We start from the raw sequence: 18,371 nt of genomic DNA, 5'->3' as shown, positions 1-18,371 counted from the left end.
CGACTCTAATCAATTCCGGCAATATCCGTCAATACATTGACATTTTGAATTCAGCGCGAGTACCTTTGGCATGACCGTGCAGCGGGGCACGGAACGGCCACGCCGTTTTCGACCACATTCTGAAGGGACAACCGTGTCGAAATACCAAGACAACGATGTCGTCATCGTGAGCAGCGCCCGCACACCGATCGGGCGCGCGCGCAAGGGCAGCCTCATCGATGTGCGTCCAGAAGATCTCCTCCTCACGGCAACGCGAGGGGCCATCGAGCGCGCAGGAAATATCACCACCGCCGATTTCGAGGATTTTCACGTCGGCTGCGCCGAGCCCGATGGCGAGTCAGGCGACAATATCGCTCGACGCGTGGCGGTCATGCTCGGTGACGACTCGCTGCCCGGCACCACGATCACTCGATTCTGCGCGTCGAGCATTCAGGCCACGCGGATGGCCTTTCACGCCCTCCGCGCCGGCGAGGGCGACGCGTACCTCATCGGCGGAGTTGAGCAGGTATCTCGCTCGATTCCGAATACCGCCGAGAAGCACCCCGCATTCGCATCCGCGCCCGTGAATGTCGATGAGCAGCTAGCGGGCGACACCTGGATCGATCCACGGGATCGAAACGAGCTCCCCGACTACTACCTTGCGATGGGCCACACCGCGGAATTCGTAGCCCGTGCCACCGGTACCACGCGCGCCGATCAGGACGAATGGGCACTGAATTCTCAGTCCCGGGCCGCAGCCGCCATCGAAAGCGGCTACTTCCGGGATGAAATTGTGCCGGTCATTCGCGCGGATGGCAGCGTCGTGGATGCGGACGATTCGCCTCGCCCAGGCACGACCTCCGAGGCACTCGCAGGCCTTTCTCCGGTGTTCATTCCCCACGGCACGGTCACCGCGGGCAACGCCTGCCCGCTCAATGACGGAGCCTCGGCGCTCGTGGTGACATCCGGCGCATTCGCTCGCGAACGCGGGCTCACGCCGTTGGCCAGGATTCGATCGACCGCAGTGAGCGGCCTCTCCCCCGAAATCATGGGCCTCGGTCCGGTCGATTCCTCGAGAATCGCCCTCGAACGCGCTGGAATCACCGCGGGCGATCTCGGCGCCGTCGAACTCAACGAGGCATTCGCCGCGCAGGTCGTGCCCACGGTTCGCCAGCTCGACCTTGATCCTGAAATTGTCAATCCGCACGGCGGTGCGATCGCCCTCGGTCACCCGTTCGGTGCGACCGGCGCACGCCTGCTCGGCACACTCGCCCACGAACTCGAGGTGCTCGACCGCGAGCTGGGCCTTGCCACGCTCTGCGTCGGTGGTGGCCAGGGTATGGCCGTCGTCATCGAGCGCATCGACCACTGACAACAATGACGTTCAAGAAAGTACCCATGGATCACGACAACATGCTTCCCGGACTCGATACCGACTACTACAACTACTGGAACGATTTCACGCCCGAAGAGCAGGAGCGCCTCACCGAGCTGCGCACCCTCCTGGAGCGCGAAGCCAAGCCACGCGTCAACGAACTCTGGGCAAACGAAGAGTTCCCCTACGACCTCGTCAAGCCGCTCGCCAAGCTCGGCATTTACGGAATGCTCTTCGATGAGAGCAAGCAATTCGAGTCGACGAGTCGCTTCCGCGGCTGGGTCACGCTCGAACTCGCTCGGGTGGATGCATCACTCGCGACATTCTTCGGCGTGCACGTCGGCCTCGGGATGAACTCCATCGGCATCCTCGGCTCCCCCGAACAGCGCGCGGAATGGCTCCCGAAAATGGCACGTGGCGAAGTCATCGGCGCGTGCGGAATCACAGAGCCGCTCTCCGGGTCGGACACCGCCAAGGGTATCCAAACCACCGCCCGCCGTGACGGCGACAACTGGATTCTCAATGGCCAAAAGCGCTGGATCGGCAACGCGACGTGGTCGGACATCACGATCATCTACGCCCGTGACGTGGCGGATGACCAGGTCAAGGGGTTCATCGTCCCGACTACCGCCGAGGGCTACAGCGCAGAGAAGATCCGCAATAAGCAGTCGCTGCGCATCGTGCAGAATGCTGACATCACCCTGACCGACGTCGTCGTTCCTGAATCACTGCGTTTGCCGGAGTGCAATAGCTTCCGTGACGTCTCGCGGGTCCTGCGCCACACCCGGAGCGAGAACGGCTGGATCGCGACCGGGCTGCAAGCGGGCGCGGTCGAACTCGCGCGCGACTACGCGCTCGAGCGCAAGCAATTCGGCCGCCAAATCGGCGGCTTCCAGCTCGTCCAGGATCTCTTGGTGAAGAGTCTCTCTAACGTCACGTCCTCTCTCGCACTGCTGGAACGCCTCGCTACCGTCACCGACCGCGGGGACCGCATCGACGAGATGGCATCCCTCTCGAAGGCCTACACGTCGGTTCGTGCGCGCGAGACGGTTGCGTGGTGTCGCGAACTCTTCGGCGGCAACGGCATCGATCTCGACTACGGCATCGCACGATTCTTCTGCGACGCCGAAGCGGTGCACACCTACGAGGGCACACGCGAAATGAACACGCTGATCATCGGCCGCGACTTCACCGGGCTCGCGGCATTCGTCTAAGGAGCACCATTGATCACGCACACCAACGACACACCGTTCACCTCGGTTGGGCCAAAGCTGCTGTTCGACGGTCGCAGCGTGCCCACCGACCAGACCCTGCTCACCGTATTCGCGCGTCGCGCGGTCGAGGCAAAAGACCGCGTCGCGTTGCACTTTTTCGGTCGCGACTTTACGTGGAGCGAGCTAAATGAGTCCAGCGACGCATTTGCCGCGTATCTCGAAGTATCCGGCATCGGCTCTGGCGACCGCATCGCCGTGCAGCTGCAGAACTCACCACAATTCCTGATCGCGACACTCGCCGCTTGGAAGGTCCGCGCCGCGGTCGCGCTGATCGGCCCGATGTACCGCGTCGAAGAAACGCGCCACCTGCTGTCGCTCTCGGGCGCGAAGCTCTTCATCACCCAGATCGATAATTGGGAGACCGACGGCCGCGAGGCGATCGAAGGCACCGAAGTGCACCGCGTGGTGACGAGCGACCTACGCGATATGGCAATTACGTTGCCCGAACGACTCAACACCGGGCCTCGTCCCACCAATCCCACCGATAGCACCGACTTCCTCGAGCTACTCGACCAATACGCTGGGCAATCCCCGAAGACGAGCGGCTACGCGATGCCCGAGGATCTCGCAGTTGTCGCGTTCACTTCCGGCACCACCGGCCCGGCGAAGGGCACACTGACGCGTCACCGCAATCTGCTCCACGGCGTGTCGACGTGGACGAGCTGCTATGGGGTCGACCATGACTCGCACGTGATGCTCTCACTCGCCCCGTTCGTGCACATCACCGGCGTCGTTGGCAACATTGGTGCGTGGATCTGGTCGGGCTGCAAGATGGTTTCCCAACCGCGTTTCGACCCCAGCGAGTCGCTGAAACTGGTCGAAGAGCAGCGCGTCACCTGGACGGTGGGAGCGGCAACGGTCTACACGGCGCTGCTGCACGCCCACGGGCAGCACGCATACGACACAACGACGCTCGTGTCCCTCATCTCGGGCGGTGCGCCCATTCCGGCGACGCTCGAGCAACGTCTGCTCGATGCGTTCGATGCCGAGCTTCGTCCCGGCTACGGGATGACCGAAACCACGACCGCAGGAACGCTCACCTTTGCGGGTCAGCGCCCCAGGACAGATCCGGAGACCGGGGTCATTTCAGTTGGTCAACCCGTGACGGGCGTCTCGGTTCGCATCCAGGGCGATGACGGTGAGATCCTCGGTCCCGGTGAGTCGGGACAGGTCCTGATGAAGGGGCCGAACGTCATCGATGGTTATTGGCAGTCGCCCGAGGACAGCGCCAAGACGTTCGTGGATGGCTGGCTGCGGACCGGCGATGTCGGTTTCCTTGATGAGGACGGCTGGCTATATCTCGTCGATCGCACGAAGAACATGATCATCGCGTCCGGCTATAAGGTCTGGCCTCGAGAGGTCGAAGAGGCCATCTACAAGTACCCGAACATCCGTGAGGCAGCCGTGATCGGCGTGCCGGATGATTATCGTGGTGAAACCGTCAAGGCGTACGTCTCGCTCCGGGACAAGGACGCCGACTTCGATACCAAGGCACTCACGTCGTTCTGCCGCGAACACCTCGCCGCCTACAAGGTGCCGCGCCTCATTGAGGTGATCTCTGAGGTCCCGAAGAATTCAAATGGCAAAATCCAACACCTCGAGCTGCGCAAACTGCACGCGGAGCAGACTGCGTCCAGAGATTAGTCGCTAAAACACTCGGACGAAGCGACAGGGGCGGGACACGAACTGTGTCCCGCCCCTGTCGCACCTCGACTGCCATACCACGACGGCACTTACCGCGCGAGCGAGTTCGCCTCATCTTTGAGCTGCAGGTGATTGATCTTCCCGTTCGGGTTCTTGGGCAGTTCGGAAAGCACTTCAACGGTGCTCGGCACCTTGTATGCCGCGAGGGATGCCTTGCAATGCTCACGGAGTTCGCTCGGTGATGTTTCCTCCTTGAGCGATACGTAGGCTTTGACGCTCTCGCCTCGATATTCATCGCGGACGCCGATCACAGCGGCTTCGCGCACGCTCGGGTGCGCGTACAGCACGTCCTCGACCTGACGCGGCCAGACCTTGTAGCCGGATGCGATAATCACCTGACTCCGCCGGCCGGCGATATACAGCCACCCGTCGTTGTCGAGGAAACCGACGTCGGAAGTCTGCAGCCAGCCGTCGTTGAGGAACGCCGCGGCAGTCGCCTCCTGATCGCGCCAGTATCCGGCCGCTCGGCCTGGCCCGGAGACCTGGATGAGTCCTTCATTTCCCGGCGGGAGAGCTTCATTACTATCGTTTACCACGCGGATCTCGACACCGGGAAGCGGCCTGCCGACCGAGACGATGCCAGTCTCCCGGTCCACGCGCGTCGGCTCGCCCACTCGCGTGGTCGTCACGGCCGCGGTCGACTCGGTCAGCCCGTAGCCGGGCCCGAGTTGCACACCAAGCGACGCTTCGACTTCGGTCGCAAGCTGCGGCGGAATCGGTGACCCACCGCATCCTGCATATCGCCAGCTCGATAGATCGAACTTTTCCGCTCCTGCCTTCATCATCGCGAGGTAAGCGGTTGCGGTGCCGGTGGCCCAGGTGACCCGTTCGTCCTGGATCGTTTGCAGGAACAACTGCGGCTCGAACCGGTCGGCGAGCACGAGGCGGCAGCCGGTGGCGAGCCATGAACCGATGTGGAGTGAGAGTCCGGTGATGTGTACGAGCGGCGCCACCGCGAGCAGGACTTCGTCTGCGGCGTCAACGCCGCTCGCCTCTGCGTAGGCTCGGCCAATGCTGATCAGATTCGAATGCGGGATCACAACACCTCGTGGGCGTCCCGTCGACCCGGACGTGTAGGCAAGCACCGCTTCATCACCCGCCGAAAGTTGCGGTGACAACGGCGAGGCGGAATCTTCCCTGGATTTATCGCGCTGTTCCTCAATTCCGGCGGCAAGGCTGATGGCGTCGCGTGGACCATTGCCGTCCTCGGCATCCGCGATCCTCGCTGGCGCGCCGGCGACAAACTCACTCGTACGCGCAGTGAGCAGGATCCGGATACCCGTGCCCGTGACGGTGTCCTGCCCCTGCCCATCCCAAATTTTTGGCGTCATGAGCCAAGCCTTGGCCTCACTGTCGACGGCAATCTGCCGAACCTCCTTGGCTCGATACATCGGGCTCACCGGAACGATCGACGCCCCGAATGACCACGCCGCCAGCGCCGCGATCAGAAACTGCGGCCCATTCTGCTGCTGAACAATCAGCCGGTCCCCGCGCTGCAAGCCCACGTCCTGCAGGACCCGCGCCGCAGCCCTGATATCCCGGTCGAGTTCGGCATACGTCCACGAACGACCGAAGCTCACCACCGCGATCGCGTCAGGTTGTCTGGCAACCGAAGCGGATAGCACACCGTAGGCGGTGAGTAACTTTTCGGACGCCGCGACTTGTCCTACCGATTGACATTCGTTCAACACTCGAGATCTCCTTTGATCCTCTTCTATTGCCGCAAGGACTGTACGTTTCGCAATCTTATTAGCCTTCTAGCTAGACATCTAGGTATATTGGAAGGGTGTGACATCGCGGTCACTGAAAGGAACGATATGCAGCACGAAGATATTCGCCGTTCGCCGACCACCCTCAAATCACTCCCCGGACTCGAAACCGATCGATTCGCACGCTGGCTCGAATCGGCGCATCCCGAGCTTGGCGCGGTCGTCGGCGCGAAACGCCTGACGGGAGGCCACAGCAACCTTTCGTACCTCCTCGACACGGAGACGGGGCAGTACGTGCTCCGGCGACCTCCACTCGGCCACGTCATGGCGACCGCTCACGACATGCAGCGTGAATTTCGTGTGCAAGCGGCGTTGCACGACACGAGCGTACCGGTACCTCGGATGCACTTCCACGAGCCGGCTGATTCCGCGGGTACCGGCGTGGACACCGAGTTCTACGTCATGGACTTCGTCGAGGGGACCCCCTTCGGCGACAAGTCAGTCAACGCAGGGCTCACCGCTGCGGCAGCCCACTCGCTCAGCCTCGAAACCGGTCGCGTCCTGGCTCGGCTCCATTCGATCCGGCCAGATGCGGTCGGCCTCGCCGATTTTGGACGGCCATCCGGTTTCCTCGCCCGCCAAGCGAAACGTTGGAACCTGCAGCGCGAAGCCTCGCGTTCGCGCGAAATTCCGAACACGGAACGACTCGGTGAGCTACTCGGCAGCACCGCACCCGAAGACAGCGACTCCGCCATCCTCCACGGCGACTACAAGCTAAACAACGCGCTTGTTGATACCACTGCCCCCATCCCGCGTATCGCCGGTCTCCTCGACTGGGAGATGTCAGCACTCGGCGATCCCCTCACCGACCTCGCCGTCCTCGGCGTGTACTGGCGAATGGCCGAGATTCACCCGACCACGGCCGAAGCATTCGCGACGCCTGTGGACATTGCCGCGGGCTACGCATCCTTCGACGAAGTCTCGGCCGCGTATTTCGACGAGCGAGGCATTGCCGAACCCGAGAACATGCCGTGGTATCACGCGCTGGCCGCGTTCAAGATCGCGGTGATCACCGAGAGCCTTCACTACCGATTCGTCACCGGCAAGGCGGTGGGCGATGACTTCGCACGCATGGGCGCAATGACGGAGCCCATCGCAGCTGAGGGCCTACGACAATTCGAGACACTGAACTAGAGAGGGACATCCGTGGAGTTCTCCATCGATCACAAGACCGCCGCGCTCGCTGAGAAAGCATCGCGTTTCCTTCACGAGGAAGTCATCCCCGCGGAAGCAGAACACGCCGCGGAGATTCGCGCCGCTATCAGTCAAGACGGCGGGAATCCGTGGGCACGCACGAATACTGTCAAGAGGCTCAGCGCTCGGGCGCGGGAACTTGGACTGTGGAACCTTTTCCTCCCGGGCGAGGATGGCGCCGGCCTCACGCAGGTGCAATACGCCACCCTCGCCGAGATTTCCGGATGGAGCCCTAACCTCATGCCCGTTGCCATGAACTGCGCGGCACCCGATTCCGGCAACATGGAGATGCTCCGCGATTTTGCGGGCCCGGATGAGAAATCGCGCTGGCTCGAGCCGCTGCTGTCGGGCGATATTCGTTCCGCGTTCTGTATGACTGAGCCCGAGGTCGCTTCTTCGGATGCTCGGAATATCCAGGCTTCGATCACTCGTGATGGCGATGAGTACGTCGTCAACGGGCGCAAGTGGTTCTCGAGCGGTGCGATGAACCCCGAAGCCGAGATCTTCATCGTGATGGGCAAATCCGACCCCGATGCTGAGCCGCACCGTCAGCAGAGCATGATCTTAGTGCCGCGCGACGCCCCCGGCGTGCGCGTGCTCCGCCCCCTATCAGTGTTCGGTTATCTGGACCACGACCACGGCGGCCACGCCGAGGTCGAATTCGAGAACGTCAGGGTCCCCGCCGCCAACATGTTGAAGGGCGAGGGCGAAGGATTCGCAATCGCACAGGCACGTCTGGGCCCCGGCCGCATCCATCACTGCATGCGACTACTCGGCATGGCCGAGCGAGCACTCGACCTCGCCGGTCGACGCGCGTGGGATCGAGTCGCGTTCGGAAAGCCGCTCGCCAAACACGGCACCGTGCGAGAATTCATCGCCAACGCTCGCATCACGGTGGAAAGCCTGCGGTTGCTCACGCTCAAGACCGCATGGCTCATGGACACGGTCGGAAACCGCGAAGCCCATACCGAAATTCAGGCCATCAAGATTGCGGTACCGCGCGAAGTGCAGTCGATCATCGACGAGGCGATCCAGCTTTTCGGCGGCGCGGGACTGACCCAGGACACTCCGCTCGCGGAGCTGTTCGCCGCTGCCCGCGGACTGCGGCTCGCGGACGGACCGGATGCCGCGCACCTCGCGTCGCTCGGACGCAGCGAACTGCGCAAGTACGAACCAGGACGCGCCCAACAATAATGCGGCACGCATAAACGCGGAGGGGGAGGCAACAAATTCGTTGCCTCCCCCTCCGCGTTCACGGTGCTCGACGACTACCCCTCAGGACTCACGAGCCCCAACCCACCATCGATCGCGATGATCTGCCCGGTAACCCAGGCCGCCGCATCCGACAGTAGGAAGGAAACCGGCCCCGCCACATCTTCGGGAACACCGAGTCGATTGGCCGGATACGCCGCGGCGAGTTCCGCCTCCCGACCTTCGTACATTGCCTTCGCGAAGTCGGTCTTGATCGCCGCTGGAGCAACCGCGTTGACGCGGATCTCCGGCGCAAACTCCACCGCGAGTTGCCGCGTGAGCGCGATCAGCGCGGCCTTGGAGACGCCGTACATGCCGATTCCCGCGCTCGGACGCAGCCCCGCAAAGGAGCCGATGTTCACGATGGCACCGCGTCGCTCGCGCATCCCGAGTGCATACGCCATCTGACTGAGCCCCAGCGCGCCAACTACATTCGTGTCCAGAATCTTGCGCGCGATGTCGGAATCGAGGTCGGCGAGCGACCCGAACACCGGGTTCATGCCGACATTGTTGACGAGAAAATCGATTCCACCGTGCTCCTGCTCGATCAGCCGACGCAGGGCATCGTCGTGTTCCGGCTGGCCGAGCTTGCCAGCTACGGCCTGTGCCCGCTCCCCCAGACTGGCAAGGGCGGCGTCCAACGACGCTTGCTTCCGCCCCGTGATGATGACTTGGGCGCCATTTTTCACAAGGTCTTGAGCGATCGCGAGGCCGATTCCCCGACTACCACCGGTCACCACTGCAACCTTATTCGCAAACTTCATTCTGCACCTCCAGCTTCATTCTTCCGATTTCGTCACAACGGTGACGTTCCAACCCTGCGGATCAAACGACACCACTGCAACGAAACGGCGCCGAGACCTCGCGCAATTTGCACAGGACCACAACGCCGCTTCGTGTTCAGCGCTTAATTAGTCGTTCGTCACCGCGGGGTTCGAGTAGAGTCCGTCGACTCGCGACGCGATGCCGCCCGGTGCATTTGGATCGAGTTCGATGATGAATTCCTCCAGCGTCGGCGACTTGCCCAGCTGCGTGTAGTCCATTTCCGGCATGACACCATCAGAGGTCAGCGTGCCGAGATCGTTCTTCGCCGCAACTACGCCCTCCGGAGTAAGGTCACCAAGTTCGCATGCCCTGTCGAGGATTTGGTGCATCATGGCAGCCGTACCGTATCCCATCGGCACCTGGTTGGTCTCCGGCGTCGAACCGAACATCTCCTCATACGCCGGGAGAATCGGCTCACCGGTGGGCAGGTCGAAGGTAGTCGCCATCGAGCCTGCCGTGAAGTGCTCCTGGAGGTACTCACCGCCGGTGTTATTCATGAGCGAGGCGGTGTAGGACGGCCACGAGCCTGCCATAGCGATGTCCTGACCCGAGGCTTCGAGGACGGTGGCAACCGAGCTCGTGTGCGCCGGTACCGAAGCAATGAAGACGGCCGACGCATCCTGGTCGAGTGCGTTGTTCACCGCAGCCGTCATGTCCGAGTCGGTTGGTTTGACGAGCGAACCGACAACCGTGATGTTGTGGCGCTCGGCGAAGGCCTCGACGCCGACGTGCGCCGACTCGCCGTAGTCGCCTTCGAGGTAGACCAGACCGATCGTGTCGCCCTCGGCGATCGTGCCTTGCTCGAGCATGTACTCGAGGACAAGTTCCGCATCGAGGTTGTAAAGCATCGCAGGGGTGAGGACGACGTCGGATTGGGCCAGGTGCTCGGTCGCCGAACTCGGCACCATGAGTCGGTTGTCAGCCTCGGCCTGGTCCAGCACTGCAGCACTCATCGATCCGCCCACGAGCGCCTGATAAGCCAGCACATTTGGCGTCATCTGGTTATACATCGACACGGAGTTCTGGACGTTATAGCCGTGATCCTTTGTGTCGAACGCAACATCGTATGTGCCGCACACGCCGCCTTCGGCGTTAGCCTGCTCCCAATACAGAATGCTGCCGTTGTTCATTTCAGTGGTCAAGGCCGCGAAAGGTCCCGTCAGGTCGCCGAGCAGGCCGAGTGTGATGGTCGTGCCCGAGATTCCTGGTCCGGTAATCACCTCGTCGGCTCCGCCCGTTCCTGCGGTTTCGGCTTTGGTACTACACGCCGACATGGTCGCAACCAATGCTGCGGCGCCCAGCACGGCACCAGCTTGGCGGATAATTTTCTTGTTCATTGTCACTCCGTCGTGAATGGATGGTTGGTGAATATTGGATTAGATGATTGGTATTGAATGTGGGGACTGATTCGGCGTGGAGTCGGACCCCGCTATTTCGCGATGGCGACCACGCTCTTGGTCTCGAGATCGACATCGTCATCAGAATCTCGTTTGGACCGACGCCGGATCCATTTACCGAGGTCGTGCCAGAGTCCAGCGATACCTGTGGGCTTGAAGATGAGCACGAGGATGATCGCGGCACCGTAGATGTAGTTCGCCAGATGGGCAGTAGTGATCCCGAATTGCGTGATGAATGTGAGTGCCGCCGCATTTGCCTGCAACACTTGTGGCAGCGCGATGACAAAGGCCGCACCGACTACGGCACCACCGATCGAGCCAAGTCCGCCGATCACGATCATCGCAAAGAACTCGAGCGATAGGTTCATATCAAAGGACTGCGGCGCAATGCTTCCGATGGCGAGCGCGTAGAGGACGCCACCCATACCCGCATAGATCGACGAGAGGAAGAAGACCTTCCCCTTGTTCTCCATGACTTCCACACCGACAACCGAGGCGGTCAGAGGCGAACTATCAATCAGCTTGAGTGCGCGACCCGTTCTCGACTTGAGGAGGTTTTTTCCGAACCATATTCCGATTGCGAGTACGACCAGACCGAGGTACCAGTGCAATTCGGCTTTACCGAACGGAACACCCAGTATCACGATCGGATTCTCACTGGCACCGAAGACGAGCCCGAACAGTTCGAAGGTGGGCGCGGCCCGACCATTAAACCCGCCCGAAAGCGCGTGCGCGGTGTTGAGAACATGCACCCCGATGAAGACCAGCGCGAGGCTCGCAACCGCGAGGTAAATGCCGGAAAGTCGCGCGGAAAGTGGTGAGAAGATGAGTCCCGCGATTCCCGCAATGATTACTCCACCCACCATCGCAAGGACCGGTGGCCAGCCGAATCCGATAATCGGACCGAGCGAGGTCTCGGCGGGCTCGCCGGCGAGAACCACATAAGAGAGCGCTCCGAGGCCCATAAAGAACGGGTGCGCCATAGAGAGCTGCCCTGCCGTACCGGTCAGAATATTTAGACCGATCGCACCGATTGCGAGCGACGAGACCAAAAATCCGAGCTGTAACCAGTAGGTGCTGATGTAAAGCGGCAGGATGAGCAGAATGACTGCGAGGACGATGAGCGATCCGGCCTTCACATAGTCGAACGTGGTGCGCTTCTTGCGCAGAATGTCAGGCACGAGCTATCTCCTTACGCCCAAAGAGTCCTTGCGGTCTAATGACGAGAACGATGATCAGGACGATGAAGGGCATCACGTCACCGATACCGCGCCCTAGGAATTCCAATTGCGACTGGTAGCCGGTCGCAATGGCCTCTGTCAGACCGATGATCATGCCACCAGCCAGGGCACCACCTACCGAATCCAGGCCGCCGATGATCGCGGCGGGGAATGCCCTCATCGCGACCGCGGCCAGTGTTGGGGCCAATCCCGGTGTTGGCGCGCCGGTGAGGAAGATACCCGCTATCGCGGCAAGTGCACCCGCAATGAGCCAAGACATGATCGAGATCTTGCCCAGCCGCATTCCGAGGAGCTCCGCGGTTTCGCGGTCTTCAGCGGCCGCCCGCATCGACACGCCCCAAGAGGAATAGCGGAAGGCGAGCAGGAAGACGACGACGATGACCACTGCCGTAGCGATTGCCACCAATCGGTTCACAGGAATGGCCGCACCGAGAATCATGATGGAAGAGGCACCCCACGGTTGACCGAGCGGAAGGATATCCACACCGATCTGCCGAACGAGTTCGGTGTTCAGGATGACTTCGAGCCCGATCGTCATGATCGTCAATGAAATAATGGAGGCATCTCGAATTGGTCGGACGAGAACTCGCTCGACGATCACTGCAAGCAACGCCGCACCGAGGATGCCTGCGACCACGGCACCAAAGAATCCGAACACCTCGCTCGTACGAGCGGTGATGTAGGCGCCTGCGACCACAAACGAGCCGTGGGCGAAGTTGAGGACCTCTGAGGTCTTGTAAATAATGACGAAGCCAAGCGCGACGAGCGAATATACCGCGCCGAGCGAGAGGCCAGCAATGAGTATGTCGATCACGGCATTTCCTTCGTAGCCGGGGTGCCGAGATAGGCACCGATGACGTCAGGGTTCTCTTGGATTTCTTTCGGCACTCCGCTTGCGATACTGCGCCCAAAATCGAGGACGGTGACTTGATCGGAAATGGACATCACCATTTCCATGTCGTGTTCGACGAGAAGTATCGTCACGTCGAGGGACTCAAGCACAACTTTGAGCAGCGAACCCACATACCGCTTCTCGTTGGCGTTCATGCCTGCAACCGGCTCGTCGAGGAGGAGCAGCTTTGGTTCCATGGCGAGGGCACGTGCGATTTCGACTCGCTTCTGTCCACCGTAGGAAAGCTCACCGACGGGATTATTGAGAAAGTCGCTGAGGTCCATGAAGTCGGCTATCTCGTGGACCCGCGCACGGTGACGCTGTTCTTCCCGTACTGCCGACGGCAACCGCAAGCCATTCGCAATGAAACCCGATTTCATCAGCGAGTGGCGCCCCAGCATCAAGTTGTCTTCCACGGTCTGATCACCTGAGAGGGCGATGTTCTGGAAAGCGCGACCGATGCCGAGGCGCGTGATGCGGTCGGCTCGCATTCGCGTGATGTCTTTTCCGTCAAATTCCACCCGTCCAGCACGAGTGCGATACACGCCCGAAAGGACATTGAGGAGCGTCGACTTGCCAGCACCGTTTGGTCCGATCACTGAATGGATTGTGCCGGGCTGGACGGAGAAGGTTACTCCATCCAGTGCCTTGACCGCACCGAAGCGGACTTCGACCCCTTCGAAATCGAGCAGAGCGCTCATCGAGTTCCCTCCCACGGTGCAAGTTTCTTGTCAGCCACGGCGTTGATAGCCGTGGTGTCCACCGCAGCGTCGCCACCACCATGACCGAGATAGAGGTGCTTGATTTCATCGGTTTGACGCAATTCGTGAGTGTCGCCGTCTAGCGATACCCGGCCACCTTCAAGCACGTAGGCATAGTCCGTAACTCCCAGCGCCATGTTGGCATTCTGCTCAATCAGGAGAATTGCGGTGCCCTCGACATTGATCTTCCGGATAACTTCGCCAACCTGCTCCACGATGAGGGGAGCCAGACCAAGTGAAGGCTCGTCGAGCATGAGCAACTTCGGCTTTGCCATCAACGCTCTCCCGATGGCGAGCATCTGCTGTTCTCCACCGGACAGGAGCAGCCCGCGCTGGTTCGCCCGTTCCTGCAGTCGAGGGAAGAGGTCGTAGACATGTTCTCGCGTCTCTTCGAGTGACCTGCGGCCTTGCCGCAATCCGCCGATGCGGAGGTTCTCCTCCACGGTGAGGCGTCCGAAGATACGGCGCCCTTCCGGCACTTGGACAACTCCCATCCCCACTATGGATGGTGTGTCGCGCTTACTGAGCAGTTCGCCATCGAACCGAATCTCCCCACCGACGATTTTCCCGCTGTGTCGCTTGAGGTTGTTCGATACCGAACGCAGCAAAGTAGTTTTGCCCGCGCCGTTGCTTCCTAGCAATGAGACCGCGCCCTTCTCCGGCACTGCGATGCTCACATCCTTCAGTGCCGGAAGGGTCCCGCCGTACGTGACAGCGAGATTCGTGATTTCGAGCATGTTGCTCCCTTTCAAAACTGCATTGTTCCAAGGGTGAACTTAATCTAGTTAGACATCTAGCTAGAGTTCTTACAAGATAGCATTGAGTCGAATCGCCTTCAACCTTCCATTTCGAACTGCCTTGATGGCGCGGTGATCGACTCAACACAGCGAACACTTGCTGCCCAAGGGGGAGAATTAGCCCATGAACCAAGAATCGACAACGGCGCCGAAGAGTCGACGCATCTCGCCCGGTGAGTACGAAGCTCTCGCTCGTGAGGCAGCGCTCGACATGTCGGATGGCACGGCGGACCTCGTGATGACGAGCTTGATTTTCAACCTCATGCGCGCATCGAACCGCATCGTCCGAGATTTTGAGGTCGCGGTCTACAACACTGCCGAACTGAGCTGGGCCGGATATCAGTTGCTCTACACACTGAAATCGATCGGCCCCACGCATCCGAAATCGCTGGCACGAATCGCAGGTGTCTCAACCGCGTCCATGTCGAGCCTGCTCAATACGATGACGAAAAAGGGACTCGTGCATCGACAACCGGATCCCGATGACGGAAGACGGCAGATTATCTCCCTCACCACCGGAGGCGAAACAATTCTTCAGGTGATGTACCGCGAGAATCAGGATCGGGAGGAAGCCTGGGGCGAAGCACTCACTCGCGATGAAGCGGAGCAGATGGTGGGACTTTTACAAAAGATGCTCCTGCATCGACCTCGCCCGCACCGGCGTGCTTAGTCGGCAACCTTGCTGGAGCGGGTACTCAGTACCCGCTCCAGCAAGTGCGTAAGCTGCTCAAGTTCGCTCGGAGTGAGGCCCCCAAACCATTCTTTGGCTACGCCGATCTGACCACTCAACGATTTCTTCGCGACCTCTCGACCTCGATCGGTGAGCTCAATAACAAATGTGCGTCGGTCCTCACCGGTGGTGCGGGTGATGAAACCGTCACGCTCGAGAGTTGTGATGACGAGCGAGACCGCCTGACGGGTCACACCGATGATTCGTGCCAGGGTGCGTGCCTCGAGCTTGCCGAAGATCGACAACGCAAACACGGTCGAAAACCCAGTCCACCGCAAGTCCAGCGGTCGATGCACTTGCCGCTCCGATTCCTGTTGAAATGCGTTCGCCAAGCGGAGCACGAGTAAGCCCGACTGCAGCATGGCCTCATCGGACTCTGGAAATTCTTTGCGAAGGTACTCATTCGAGGCACGGGTGAAATCCGCTGCCCGAATTATCGTTGGTGAGACTTCTCGATTGGGGTCGTCCGTCACGACCTAACCGCGCATCCGCTCATAAATCTTCTTGCAGTCGGGGCAGATCGGGAACCGGTCCGGATTTGACTGCGGCAACCACTTCTTCCCGCACAGTGCACGCACGGGCTTACCGGTCACGGCTGCCTCGGTGATCTTTTCTTTGCGAACGTAGTGCGCGAACTTATCGTGATCGCCCTCGTCGATCTGCTCGTCTTCGAGCAGTTTCTCGAGCTCGCGGTCAAGCACATCGGTGCCGCCGGCGGGCGAATCGCTACCTGGATCGAACGTGGGGTTGTTGGGAGCCATACCCCTCAGTCTACGAGAAATCGAGTCCCGGCACGCGACCTTGCCAGGGCTCTAATAGCTCTGCGAGAACTCGAGCAGCCGCCAAGCACGCTTGTGAAACACCCAGCCGCCAACGTATAGCCCAATCATGCAAAGGATCGCACCGCTAGCTAAGCCCAGGCCAAGCGTTCCCCAAGCGAGGTTCCACTCGGCATCCCGCACCGCGAGAATCGACAGCCAAATCACCGGACCACACAGCACAATCTCGATGAGCCCGGCAAAGGGATGCGCGACCAAGGCCGGACCCCAACTTCGGATCGGTTGCGAGAACGGTGAATCACCCGGTCGGGCCACCGGATACGGCCGCCACGCGGACATGATTGCGGAACCGCCAGTGGCACTGCCCAACAGTGCTAGCGATACTCCGAGGGTGGTCACACCCGTCATGAGTTCACCCGTAAACCACACGGTCACCCCGGATCCAAGGATCACCACAATGGCGCCAAACGCGAGTCCCGGGATCGATCGACCGACCCGGTCAACCACGCCGCGCATACCGGCTGTCACGTGCAACCATAGCGCCGTCGAATCATAGGCGGTGTCGTTGTGGAGCGACCAGCCAAGGAGGAACGCAAAAATTGGCACCGGCAAGAGCGATAGCCAGGCAAGCGGGAGCCCACCAATCGCAATTGGGATCACAAACAGCAGCGGCACCACGATGACGGTCGACAGCACGACACCGTAGCGACCGTCCCGAAACCAGGCAAGCGCGATTCGGGCAGCAATGGCTCGGGTGCCGGAGCCTGCCGCATTCCGGAAGAATCCGAGCCTCGTGCTGCCGCCCGGGGTTACATCGCGCATGGCACGTCGCGCAGAATATGTTCCGACACTCACTTCGATCAGCAACAGCACGATCACCAGCGCGCCGGTGCTCAGGAAGGCAATCAGCGGCCGCGAGATTTCAGCGGCAAGCAGCACATTGGCTGGCGGAATCCACTCGATAGACTGGGTCGCTGCTTGACCACCAATCTCGAGCGCCTCCTGCCACGGCAAGAACAGGAGTGCATAGGACAATGGCGCGAGGACCAGCAGCAGGCAATAGCCCGCCAGCCTCGACGCTTCACGACCCCACCGGTGCCCGCTCATCCCCCGCCCGGTGCGCACTCCGAGCCGTGCGAGCAGCAGCCAGGTCAGCCAGACGAGCGCCACGGCCGCGGCAATCAACCCCGGCTCGGCGTCGGGCATTGAGACTGCGACCACTACCGCGGAGAGGCCTAGCAGCACCAGCGGCGCTGGAGTCAGGATGCTCGCAAGCAAGGTTCCGAAGGCAGCTCGCCCCGGGGCCTTCCCCAGGAGTGCCACCGCCCGCTCATCGAGGGGGTCGGCAGGATGCGTGATCGCTCCGGTCACGAAGCAACCGATACCGATACCCACCACGAGCCCACCGCGTAGTAATCGGTCGGTTGCAATCGGAGTGTCACGAAGCAGCATCAAGACGGCCGTAATGAATGCCGTCCCAAGCACCACGATAATCAGTCCCAGCCAGGCACTCCCGGCGACTTGAGCACGTGGCGAAAAGGACTGGGCGATGCTTCGCCAAGTCAGCGGAACGAGATGTCGAGCCAATCCAGTCCTTCCGTCTCTTCCGGACCTCGAACGATATGGCGGAAGCGCTCCTCCAGTGTGAGCTCCCCGCGGACCTCGTCCATGTCCCCCTCGGCGATGAGTTTTCCATCCACAATCACGGCGATGTGATCGCTCACTCGCTGCACGAATTCCATCGAGTGACTCGACAACAGCACGGTTCCCCCGCGGTTCGTAAAGCTCTCGAGCACCTCAACGATGGTGGTTGCCGATACCGGGTCGATTGCGTCGAGTGGTTCGTCAAGGACCAGCAGCTCCGGTTGGTGGATGAGCGTGGCCGCAAGCCCGAGCTTCTTCCGCAAGCCAGAGGAGTAGTCAACGACGAGCCGATTCGCATTGTCCCGCAAATCGAAGGCGTCGAGCAGGCTCTCCGAGCGACTGCGCACATCCTGTTTGCTGAGCCCACGAATCGATCCGACGTAGGCGAGATACTGCGCGCCGGTGAGCTGGTCGAACATCCGCAACCGATCCGGCAGCACACCAATGCGTCGCTGCGCGGCGGCGCGATCGCGCCAAACGTCATCACCGAGCACCTCGACACTGCCGGAACTCGGCGGTAGCAGCCCGGAAATCATTGACAGCGTCGTCGTCTTTCCGGCACCGTTCGGCCCGACGATGCTGGAGAACGATCCGCGGGCGACGGTATAGGTCACATCCTCAACAGCGCGAGTGCTGCCAAATCGCTTCGACAGGCCGCTGAGGCGCAGCGCGACATCGCCCTGCGCGGGCGCGTGCTTTGGCGCCTGGTCCTGCTTCGAATCAGCCTCGTCACTCATTCAGTCAACGCTAGCAATATCC

17 protein-coding genes are annotated in these 18,371 nt (G+C 61.0%); 6 read left to right on the top strand and 11 right to left on the bottom strand.

What is annotated here, in order from left to right; genetic code table 11:
• Positions 1-133 precede the first annotated feature (133 nt).
• From ACTHXA_RS00440 to ACTHXA_RS00430, 3 genes are read left to right on the top strand one after another with little or no spacing between them, the layout of a single operon-like run.
• Entirely contained in the window at positions 134-1,351 is a 1,218-nt protein-coding gene (locus ACTHXA_RS00440; protein WP_441668227.1) for an acetyl-CoA C-acyltransferase, read from the top strand.
• A gap of 5 nt (positions 1,352-1,356) precedes the next feature.
• Positions 1,357-2,568, top strand: coding sequence for an acyl-CoA dehydrogenase family protein (locus tag ACTHXA_RS00435; protein ID WP_441668225.1), 1,212 nt, complete (start codon positions 1,357-1,359; stop codon positions 2,566-2,568).
• A 9-nt stretch (positions 2,569-2,577) separates the two neighbouring features.
• Complete coding sequence (locus tag ACTHXA_RS00430) at positions 2,578-4,272, top strand: class I adenylate-forming enzyme family protein (RefSeq protein WP_441668223.1); 1,695 nt, start codon at positions 2,578-2,580, stop codon at positions 4,270-4,272.
• 89 nt (positions 4,273-4,361) lie between these two features.
• Here ACTHXA_RS00430 and ACTHXA_RS00425 read toward each other — a convergent pair whose 3' ends face one another.
• On the bottom strand, positions 4,362-6,023 hold the full coding sequence (locus ACTHXA_RS00425; protein ID WP_441668221.1) for a class I adenylate-forming enzyme family protein: 1,662 nt from the start codon (positions 6,021-6,023) through the stop codon (positions 4,362-4,364).
• 126 nt (positions 6,024-6,149) lie between these two features.
• On the opposite strand from ACTHXA_RS00425, the gene ACTHXA_RS00420 reads away from it, so the two are divergent.
• Positions 6,150-7,235 carry a phosphotransferase family protein gene (locus tag ACTHXA_RS00420; RefSeq protein WP_441668219.1) on the top strand — a complete coding sequence of 362 codons (1,086 nt, stop codon included), beginning with the start codon at positions 6,150-6,152 and terminating at the stop codon, positions 7,233-7,235.
• Positions 7,236-7,247: 12 nt separating this feature from the next.
• Positions 7,248-8,489 (top strand): acyl-CoA dehydrogenase family protein, encoded by a 1,242-nt coding sequence (locus tag ACTHXA_RS00415; RefSeq protein WP_441668217.1) that lies wholly within the window; start codon positions 7,248-7,250, stop codon positions 8,487-8,489.
• 74 nt (positions 8,490-8,563) lie between these two features.
• Here the strand turns inward: ACTHXA_RS00415 and ACTHXA_RS00410 are convergent, their stop codons facing one another.
• The 6 genes from ACTHXA_RS00410 to ACTHXA_RS00385 form a co-directional block, all read right to left on the bottom strand.
• Positions 8,564-9,310 (bottom strand): SDR family oxidoreductase, encoded by a 747-nt coding sequence (locus tag ACTHXA_RS00410; RefSeq protein ID WP_441668215.1) that lies wholly within the window; start codon positions 9,308-9,310, stop codon positions 8,564-8,566.
• 147 nt (positions 9,311-9,457) lie between these two features.
• Positions 9,458-10,708 carry an ABC transporter substrate-binding protein gene (locus ACTHXA_RS00405; protein ID WP_441668213.1) on the bottom strand — a complete coding sequence of 417 codons (1,251 nt, stop codon included), beginning with the start codon at positions 10,706-10,708 and terminating at the stop codon, positions 9,458-9,460.
• Positions 10,709-10,800: 92 nt separating this feature from the next.
• Positions 10,801-11,949, bottom strand: a complete 1,149-nt coding sequence (locus ACTHXA_RS00400; protein ID WP_441668211.1) for a branched-chain amino acid ABC transporter permease — start codon at positions 11,947-11,949, stop codon at positions 10,801-10,803.
• A complete protein-coding gene (locus tag ACTHXA_RS00395; RefSeq protein ID WP_441668209.1) occupies positions 11,942-12,823 on the bottom strand; it encodes a branched-chain amino acid ABC transporter permease in 882 nt (293 codons plus the stop codon). Before ACTHXA_RS00395 ends, ACTHXA_RS00400 begins: the two co-directional genes overlap by 8 nt.
• Positions 12,820-13,602 (bottom strand): ABC transporter ATP-binding protein, encoded by a 783-nt coding sequence (locus tag ACTHXA_RS00390; RefSeq protein WP_441668207.1) that lies wholly within the window; start codon positions 13,600-13,602, stop codon positions 12,820-12,822. The genes ACTHXA_RS00395 and ACTHXA_RS00390 overlap by 4 nt, the downstream gene beginning before the upstream one ends.
• The gene (locus ACTHXA_RS00385) at positions 13,599-14,399 is read right to left on the bottom strand and encodes an ABC transporter ATP-binding protein (protein ID WP_441668205.1); all 801 of its coding nucleotides are present in this window, start codon (positions 14,397-14,399) and stop codon (positions 13,599-13,601) included. Before ACTHXA_RS00385 ends, ACTHXA_RS00390 begins: the two co-directional genes overlap by 4 nt.
• Positions 14,400-14,583: 184 nt before the next feature.
• Here ACTHXA_RS00385 and ACTHXA_RS00380 point away from each other — a divergent pair, with 184 nt between their 5' ends.
• Positions 14,584-15,129: a MarR family winged helix-turn-helix transcriptional regulator gene (locus ACTHXA_RS00380; RefSeq protein ID WP_441668203.1), complete on the top strand. Its 546-nt coding sequence runs from the start codon at positions 14,584-14,586 to the stop codon at positions 15,127-15,129.
• Here the strand turns inward: ACTHXA_RS00380 and ACTHXA_RS00375 are convergent.
• Genes ACTHXA_RS00375 through ACTHXA_RS00360 form a run of 4 tightly spaced genes read right to left on the bottom strand, consistent with a single transcriptional unit; the run spans position 15,126 to position 18,349 of the window.
• Positions 15,126-15,662 (bottom strand): MarR family winged helix-turn-helix transcriptional regulator, encoded by a 537-nt coding sequence (locus ACTHXA_RS00375; RefSeq protein WP_441668201.1) that lies wholly within the window; start codon positions 15,660-15,662, stop codon positions 15,126-15,128. The two genes, ACTHXA_RS00380 and ACTHXA_RS00375, sit on opposite strands and share 4 nt — an antisense overlap.
• A gap of 3 nt (positions 15,663-15,665) precedes the next feature.
• Entirely contained in the window at positions 15,666-15,950 is a 285-nt protein-coding gene (locus ACTHXA_RS00370; RefSeq protein WP_441668199.1) for a DUF3039 domain-containing protein, read from the bottom strand.
• Between the two features lie 51 nt (positions 15,951-16,001).
• Positions 16,002-17,555, bottom strand: coding sequence for a hypothetical protein (locus tag ACTHXA_RS00365; RefSeq protein ID WP_441668197.1), 1,554 nt, complete (start codon positions 17,553-17,555; stop codon positions 16,002-16,004).
• Positions 17,531-18,349, bottom strand: a complete 819-nt coding sequence (locus ACTHXA_RS00360) for an ABC transporter ATP-binding protein (protein WP_441668195.1) — start codon at positions 18,347-18,349, stop codon at positions 17,531-17,533. Before ACTHXA_RS00360 ends, ACTHXA_RS00365 begins: the two co-directional genes overlap by 25 nt.
• Between the last annotated feature and the right edge of the window lie 22 nt (positions 18,350-18,371).

It is taken from the genome of Gulosibacter sp. (genome assembly GCF_052090685.1).
Lineage (GTDB): Bacteria > Actinomycetota > Actinomycetes > Actinomycetales > Microbacteriaceae > Gulosibacter.
Note: the sequence above shows the minus strand (reverse complement) of the source record. Positions and strands in the feature narration are given on the sequence as shown.

Bases quoted from the DNA above. Each gene is read 5' to 3' on its own strand.
- ACTHXA_RS00405 (WP_441668213.1), bottom strand. From the start codon at position 10,708: ATGAACAAGAAAATTATCCGCCAAGCTGGTGCCGTGCTGGGCGCCGCA.
- ACTHXA_RS00390 (WP_441668207.1), bottom strand. From the start codon at position 13,602: ATGAGCGCTCTGCTCGATTTCGAAGGGGTCGAAGTCCGCTTCGGTGCG.
- ACTHXA_RS00410 (WP_441668215.1), bottom strand. From the start codon at position 9,310: ATGAAGTTTGCGAATAAGGTTGCAGTGGTGACCGGTGGTAGTCGGGGA.
- ACTHXA_RS00435 (WP_441668225.1), top strand. From the start codon at position 1,357: ATGACGTTCAAGAAAGTACCCATGGATCACGACAACATGCTTCCCGGA.
- ACTHXA_RS00380 (WP_441668203.1), top strand. From the start codon at position 14,584: ATGAACCAAGAATCGACAACGGCGCCGAAGAGTCGACGCATCTCGCCC.
- ACTHXA_RS00385 (WP_441668205.1), bottom strand. From the start codon at position 14,399: ATGCTCGAAATCACGAATCTCGCTGTCACGTACGGCGGGACCCTTCCG.
- ACTHXA_RS00370 (WP_441668199.1), bottom strand. From the start codon at position 15,950: ATGGCTCCCAACAACCCCACGTTCGATCCAGGTAGCGATTCGCCCGCC.
- ACTHXA_RS00360 (WP_441668195.1), bottom strand. From the start codon at position 18,349: ATGAGTGACGAGGCTGATTCGAAGCAGGACCAGGCGCCAAAGCACGCG.
- ACTHXA_RS00420 (WP_441668219.1), top strand. From the start codon at position 6,150: ATGCAGCACGAAGATATTCGCCGTTCGCCGACCACCCTCAAATCACTC.